This window comes from Pacificibacter sp., assembly GCF_039769035.1.
GTDB lineage: Bacteria > Pseudomonadota > Alphaproteobacteria > Rhodobacterales > Rhodobacteraceae > Celeribacter.
Genome location: NZ_JBDMZG010000217.1, coordinates 1 through 6,858 on the forward strand (window position 1 = coordinate 1; position 6,858 = coordinate 6,858).

The window sequence follows — 6,858 nt, forward strand, 5'->3', positions numbered from 1 at the left end:
CCAGTAGTGCGGCACAGGGTTTTCGCCTTCGCGATTGATGCGACGTTGCTGAACTTCGGCCCAGTTGTGGTTTGCACCCCAAACGGCACCGGAGGCATAGCGTGGCTCGTTGGCACAAACGCGGGGCGCGTAGTAGCCACCCAAGGAAATGCCGGTGATGCTGATGCGGGCTGAATCCACGTCGTCGCGACCGTCCAAGTAATCAAAGACTGGCGTTCCCCAGTCTTCCGATTTCCACATAGCAGGCAGGCCAGGCCTGTTCAAAGTACCATTGAAAAGTGAATTGACTGCACTGCACGCAAATCACTTGTTGCCAATGAGCTTGGACCTTGCGGATGAGATGGGCATCAAAACCTTGATCGTATTCGGCCCAACACGCGCGGAAACGCCGATTGAGGGCTAATTTGAAGAAGTTGTTGCCCTGATCAAAAACGCCGTCGAAGTGGCCGTTGCGCGCGGCTTTACAGTTCAGCTTGAAAACCTGCCAGGCAGCTGGGCGGACACATCTGATGCCTGTTTCAACCTCTTGGAAGCCGTCGATCACCCTGATTTTGGCTATGTTTGGGACACAGGCAATTTGTACGAAGCTGAAGAAACGCACTTCCGTGCAGGCTATGAAAAACTCAAACCTTACATCCGCAACGTGCACCTAAAAGACGGCGCTGTGGTCGATGGCAAAATGGTTTGGATGCGTTACGGCGAAGGTGTGACCGATGTCAAAGGCCAAGTCGAAGCCCTGATCGCGGATGACTACAAAGGCACTTTGGTTTTGGAAGCAGCCTGTCAGCCGCACGAAATGGACGACTTCCCAACTTCGATCAAATACTTGAAGTCAATTCTCGCTTAACCTGAACGATCAAAATGCGTGACGATCTCGGCCAACGTCGGGATCGTCATTTTCTTAAGTTAAACGATATAAGTGACTGAAAATATTACATTCAGCGCAAACCACCGCCATCACGAATCCAACCAAAGTAGTCACGGCTGCCCATTTGACCGCCCTTGAGCGCTAACTCTAGGCCGTCCATTGGCCCATTTGCATGGGCTTTGAACAGCGCGGCCCCTGGGATTGTCGGTGCCAAAGCCGACAGAGCAAAGATGCCCAATTGTTGCGTCGCGTGCCCCGAGGTGTCCCCGCCAGAAATCACGGCACGGCGAATACCGCTTTGCGTCAGGATGCGTAGCAATGACGCGCCTAAGGCTTCGCCAATGTTTTGGTTGATTTCAGAGGCGGACTTGCCAGAGGCCTTTTGCGCGGCTGCAAACTTCGCAACAGCTGGGTCATCTGGGCCTGACGCGGTGAAAATCAATGGATCGGCCCCGTTTTCGATGGCCGCCAAACTGGCCGCAACAACACGTTCCACTTCTGCTTCAATCGCGGCTGCGTCTTGGCAGGCTTGGGTTGTGTCAAACCGAATTGTTTCAAATCCATTCGCGGCCGACCAAGCAATTTGGTCTGCTGTTGTCGGCGAAACTGACCCTGAAACAGTGACCATTCTTTGCGTCCGTCCAACGCTGGCAGGCGGGTGTTGTTCGGACAGCGCGCCTGTTTCAATCCAATGACGCACCAAAGCATATTCAACGCCTTGCGAGCCAATTACAAACGAGTTCGCGGCGCGGTTGACCCACAGATGTTCACCCGCTTTGGTTTCTGTGGCAGCATCAAAACTGTCCATTGTGAAGGCTTTAACACGATCAAAAACCTCTCCCGTGGATGGTGTCTGTTGTGCAGGCGCCTCTGCGGTCCACACATAATAATCAATGTGCTCGGATTGCGCCGACAGGTGGCGCGCCACGTCGGATTCATGCATTGGCGTCACAGGGTGTCGCGACATGACAGGGTGACGATCGAGGCGGTACACCTGATCGTTGTGAGCCGCAAAAAAGTGCCCAAAAATTTGATAACGGCCCATCTGAGGTGCTGCGACGAGAACAGGAATCTCGTCAGGGTTTGCGACTTGAGCGCCAATTTCCATGACGTGGCCAATCGACCCCGAGGTGGGCGATGAATCCAAGGTCGAACAGATCTTGTAGTGCAACAATTCAGGGTCCAAATCACGCAACGCCGTAAAAATTGCGGGCAGGTTCTCATCCATCCATTCAGGCGATTTTGTGCGCGCTGTTGACGCGACGCCAACGGCCTGCAACTCTGGGTATCGCGCCAATTGTTCGTCAGTTGGGACTTCTAAGAACAACATCGCGGGCATTCCAGCAAACTGTAAGACCTCCATAGTGGCCGCAGCCCCTGTGAAATCGTCACCGTACCACGCGAGTTTGATGTTATTGGGCGTTTGCGTCACGATGTTGTCCTTTTGGTATACCAATTTTGCCGAATGCGCTTGACTCGAAATTATGCTTAGTATCTTATCATACCAGTTGTCAATTCAGGTTATGTTTAAACGTAACCAACTTAAGGAGATGCAGTGTGACAAAGCTAGCGTTGTTTGGAGCAGGCGGGAAAATGGGCGTTCGCCTATCGCGCAATTTGGTGAATTCGGATTTTGAAACTGCGCATGTCGAGGTGTCTCAAGAGGGGCGCGACCGATTGCATGCCGAACTCGGGCTGTCTTGCGTTGAAGCGGATACGGCTTTGGACGGCGCAGATGTGATTGTGTTGGCCGTGCCGGACACTGCGATTGGCAAGGTCGCCTCCGCGATTATCGACAAGGTTCCATCCGGCGCAATGGTCGTATGTTTGGACGCCGCGGCGCCCTTTGCTGGGCACTTGCCCAAACGCGAAGACATCACCTACTTCGTCAGCCACCCGTGTCACCCGCCGATTTTTAACGACGAAGACACTGTTGAAGGCCGCAATGACCGGTTTGGCGGGATTGCTGCCAAGCAAGGTATCGTCAATTCACTGATGCAAGGCCCTGAAGAAGACTATGCTTTAGGTGCCAAAGTGGGCGAGACGATTTTCGCACCTGTGGCAAACTCTTACCGCGTAACTGTTGAACAAATGGCCCTTCTGGAGCCAGGCTTGTCTGAAACGGTTGTCGCAACGCTTTTGGATGTGATGAAGGAAGCGATGGATGAAGTTGTTGATCGCGGTGTACCAAAGGCAGCTGCACGCGACTTCTTGCTGGGCCACATGAACATTTTGGCTGCGGTCATTTTCGAAGAAGTCGACGGCGTCTTCTCGGATGCGTGCAACAAAGCCATCGAATTTGGCAAACCCGTTTTGATGAAAGACGATTGGAAGCGCGTGTTTGAGCCAGAAGAAATCGCGGCGAGCATCGAGCGCATTACCTAATTTGGGTTATAAAACCTAACGACCCTACAATTTCTAAAACGGCCCCTGGTAAAAATCTGAGGGCCGCTTTTTTATTCCGTATTTGCCGTTTGGCGCCACTCATATGCATTCAAGTCATCCACTGGAGAGGCCGTCAAATTCACTTCAAACGTCGTTTCCCCGACAGATAGTCGCGCGGTTTTGCCTGTTTGTGTCGCAGTTTGTACCGGTTGCCCCGCGAGTGTGGACAGGGCCCGCAACGCATCGGCAATGGGCCAGCTTGCACCTTGTGAAATAACTCCGCGCGGGCCGTAAAGCGCGGCAGGTGTCCAGACGGCGATGCCCGCAGGTGCCAAGGCTGTAGCAAGACCGACGGCATAAGCAGCCCCGAAATGAGCACGATGACGCGGGTCGTCATCCGCCATCGCAACGCGCGATTGCGTGGGGTTGGGGATCGTGCGATCCCCATACGGATTTTGTCGCATCGCAATGCTCGCCGGCCCGATACGATAAGGTATATCGCCAATGAAAGCGCGCGCCGACCGCGTGATATGAGGCACTGCTTTGAGCGTTTCCATAACGGAAATATCGTCCGCAGCATGCACAATCGGGCACAACCCATGGCTCACAAAACCCAGTTGCGCGACAGGTGGGCGCTTGCGGTTCAATTCTGGGAAGAAGCTGACCATACCACCACCGCGCAACACGTTTGGAAAGCTCATTGCAGCACAAATGTGAATGAGATCAAGCGGGGGGCAGGGGGGCCATTCCGACCCTGGCGGGGTCGACCCACGGTCGACCGAAGGGCAGATCAAAACGCTTGCAGGCGCAAAACCAGACTCCGCCATCTGCGCCGCCAGCGTGTGCAATTCAGGCGCAGGATCAGCTGCGCAGACACAGATCAATTCGAGGTCAAACATCACATCAGGGCAAGCCTGTTGCGCGCGCGCAAGGGCGTCAAACTGCGCGGCTGTGTCGCCCAAAGCGCAATCCAAATGGCACAGCAATCTTTGTGGCGCAACGTAGTCCAAGTCCGATGGAGATTGCGCCAATCTCAGCGCGTCTTCGGGCGTGATCACCAAGGCCATTTCTGGAAATGTAGCGTTGGTTTGACTGATTTGGTCTGCTTGAGCGTGTTGTGGTTGAGCGGTTTCTTCCCACGTGAGCGTGACAGATTGCTCTAAAAGCTCTTTGTCTTCAATCTTGTAAGGCCATGGCAAGGCCAGTGGTCGGTTATACGTTTTGTACGACGCATCGCCCCACTGACGTTGATCTTCCATCTCAAACAAATCGCCATCAAGCTGACAGGTAAAGCGATGCGCGCCAACGTGATGTGCCAGACTGGTGATGTCCATGAAAGGTTGCCACGGCTCGATGAGGTCAGGAAAACGCGCTTTTTCAAACGATCCATCGCTGTGCCCGACACGCACAGGTTGCCCCGCAACGCCATCGATAGGGTGCAACACTGTGAACCCCGCGCGATTGGTTTCAAACGCGCCCGTAGTGACACCTGTCGCGGACATTGTCAGATGCTCTGCGGTGGTAAGCACCACAATGTCGACATCTAAAATCGCACCTTGGTTTTGATATTGCGCATGATACGACAGCCGCAGCTCTGTGTCGTTTTGGTCGACAGTCTCCTTCGAAATGATCGGCGCAATGGTGCCCCAATCACGGTCACGCACAACGAAGGCGATGTTGCGAATGGCCTCCAACCCATGCACATGGATGTGGCGCAACGCGCCTGATTCAACCGAAAATTTCACAGGCCCAAAGTTCAAAACCTGCGCCGGGGTCACGGGTTCATCCGTGCCGAACAGATCCAACGCGGTGCTCATATGTCTGACAGTTTTATGCTGCGCCCCGTCGCGGCAGATTGATAGGCTGCCTCAACAAGCGCAAAGGTTTTCAAATTGTTTGCGCCAGAGGTTTCAGGCAAGGTGCCTGCGTTCAGGCAATCAACAAAATGTTGCTGAATGGTCTGCACGCTTTCTTGGATATTGTGCCAAGGTTTTTCGGCCCAGGGCAGCACGGGTGGCGCAACATCGGTTGCAACTGCGGATTGGGTTTCAACGGTCAAACGATAGCCGACATCCAAGCGCAAACTACCTTTGGTGCCATCAATCTCGATCGCAGTTTGCGGGAACGCATCAACCTGACGCTTGGTGGCGTATGAACAATCAACAATACTTGTGGCACCGCCGCTGTGTTGCAACATCATTGTGGCCACATCTTCGCCCTTTATGTTTGGATTGATGCGCCTTGTGGAGGCAGACATAAGGTCGACATCACCGACAAAAGCACGGGCAATGTCCAAAATATGGATGCCAAGATCTTCGATGATGAAGCGTTCGCCTTCGGCCAGATAGGGCTGACCCGAAAACACGTCATAGCCCGACCGGAAGCTAAATCGGCAGAAGAACGGTTCACCGATTTCACCAGACCGCACCACCGCCAAGGCCGCTTGAACAGCAGACTGCCAACGGAAGTTTTCATGCACCATCATCACTTTGCCGGCGGCATTGACCGCCTCGACCATGGCACGCGCATCTTGCATCGTTTCCGCGATAGGTTTTTGACAAATCACGTGCAATCCAGCCGCAGCAGCCCGTTCGACCAACGGGCGATGCGAAGGCGGTGTGGTGGCGATGTCGACAAATTCAAAACCGCCATCCGCAAGCATTTCTTCTGCGTCCGTATAGGTCCGCGAGATGCCGAACTTTTCGGAACAGATTTTTAATCTCTCGGGGTCACGGTCACAAATTGCGACAATATCGACGCCTTCAATATCGCGCCACGCATGCAATTGGTTCTCTGCGAAAAACCCACATCCGATCAAGGCACCCTTACGTGTCATGTCGTTTCTCCCCCCATATAGACTCGCACGCTTGTGACACTCGTGGCTCTTGGCCAACCACAACCGCAGCGGTGATCGACCATATCTTGGCGGAAGCATTGTCGCCATGTCAACAGGTATAATGAGTATATGTCTGGGCGTTTGCGAGGTGACTTTGTAGACACCGCCAGCCGGGTGAGGGCAACGCAGATCTTGGATTATGTGTCGATGCTATACAATGGATCGGACCGTTCCAAATGATCCGTCATCATGCGCAAAGCCCCGTCAGCATCGCGCGTCTCAAGGCAATCCACCAGCCGCGCATGTTCGAGCAACGTCGTGCTTTCGCGTCCAGCCCACAACAAAAGCGGCTTATAATACTGAAAGAGCCAAGACAGCATCGCCTGCGTCACAGCTTGAATCAGCGGATTGCCGGAGATGGCCGATAGGGCGACGTGAAAAGCAATGTCTGCCTCGATGAAGGCTTGATCTTGCCCCAGTTTACTCTCCTGATCCGCAACCAACGCACGGAGATTGGCAACATCTTCCGGTGTGCAGCGCTCAGCGGCAATTTTCACAGCGCTTGTTTCCAAAATCTTTCGCAACTGTTTGAGGTGTGCCAAGTTTTCAGGGTCGGTCGACAACAAAAGCTTGGCAATATTGTCGACCTGATCCAAGGCAATGCCAGCCGTTAGCTTGTTGACCTTGCTGCGTTCGCCGTGGGAAATCGAGATCAAACCCTTGTTGGCCATCATTTGCAGCGCCTCACGCACAGCGGGGCGACCGACGC

At 53.8% G+C, this 6,858-nt stretch carries 6 protein-coding genes and 1 pseudogene; 2 read left to right on the plus strand and 5 right to left on the minus strand.

The window, feature by feature from the left end:
- Nucleotides 1-240, minus strand: a pseudogene (locus ABF287_RS17050) (alpha/beta hydrolase); the annotation flags it as partial.
- A 181-nt stretch (nucleotides 241-421) separates the two neighbouring features.
- Here ABF287_RS17050 and ABF287_RS17055 point away from each other — a divergent pair.
- A complete protein-coding gene (locus ABF287_RS17055; protein WP_347186203.1) occupies nucleotides 422-847 on the plus strand; it encodes a TIM barrel protein in 426 nt (141 codons plus the stop codon).
- 91 nt (nucleotides 848-938) lie between these two features.
- Here ABF287_RS17055 and ABF287_RS17060 read toward each other — a convergent pair whose 3' ends face one another.
- Complete coding sequence (locus tag ABF287_RS17060) at nucleotides 939-2,300, minus strand: four-carbon acid sugar kinase family protein (protein WP_347186198.1); 1,362 nt, start codon at nucleotides 2,298-2,300, stop codon at nucleotides 939-941.
- Between the two features lie 125 nt (nucleotides 2,301-2,425).
- Between ABF287_RS17060 and ABF287_RS17065 the strand changes: the two genes are divergently transcribed.
- A complete protein-coding gene (locus ABF287_RS17065) occupies nucleotides 2,426-3,253 on the plus strand; it encodes a phosphogluconate dehydrogenase C-terminal domain-containing protein (RefSeq protein WP_347186199.1) in 828 nt (275 codons plus the stop codon).
- A 71-nt stretch (nucleotides 3,254-3,324) separates the two neighbouring features.
- Here ABF287_RS17065 and ABF287_RS17070 read toward each other — a convergent pair whose 3' ends face one another.
- The 3 genes from ABF287_RS17070 to ABF287_RS17080 all read right to left on the minus strand — a co-directional run.
- Complete coding sequence (locus ABF287_RS17070; protein WP_347186200.1) at nucleotides 3,325-5,070, minus strand: hypothetical protein; 1,746 nt, start codon at nucleotides 5,068-5,070, stop codon at nucleotides 3,325-3,327.
- Nucleotides 5,067-6,089 (minus strand): Gfo/Idh/MocA family oxidoreductase, encoded by a 1,023-nt coding sequence (locus ABF287_RS17075; RefSeq protein ID WP_347186201.1) that lies wholly within the window; start codon nucleotides 6,087-6,089, stop codon nucleotides 5,067-5,069. Before ABF287_RS17075 ends, ABF287_RS17070 begins: the two co-directional genes overlap by 4 nt.
- A 197-nt stretch (nucleotides 6,090-6,286) precedes the next feature.
- The coding region (locus tag ABF287_RS17080; protein ID WP_347186202.1) for an FCD domain-containing protein at nucleotides 6,287-6,858 on the minus strand (572 nt) is incomplete at its 5' end.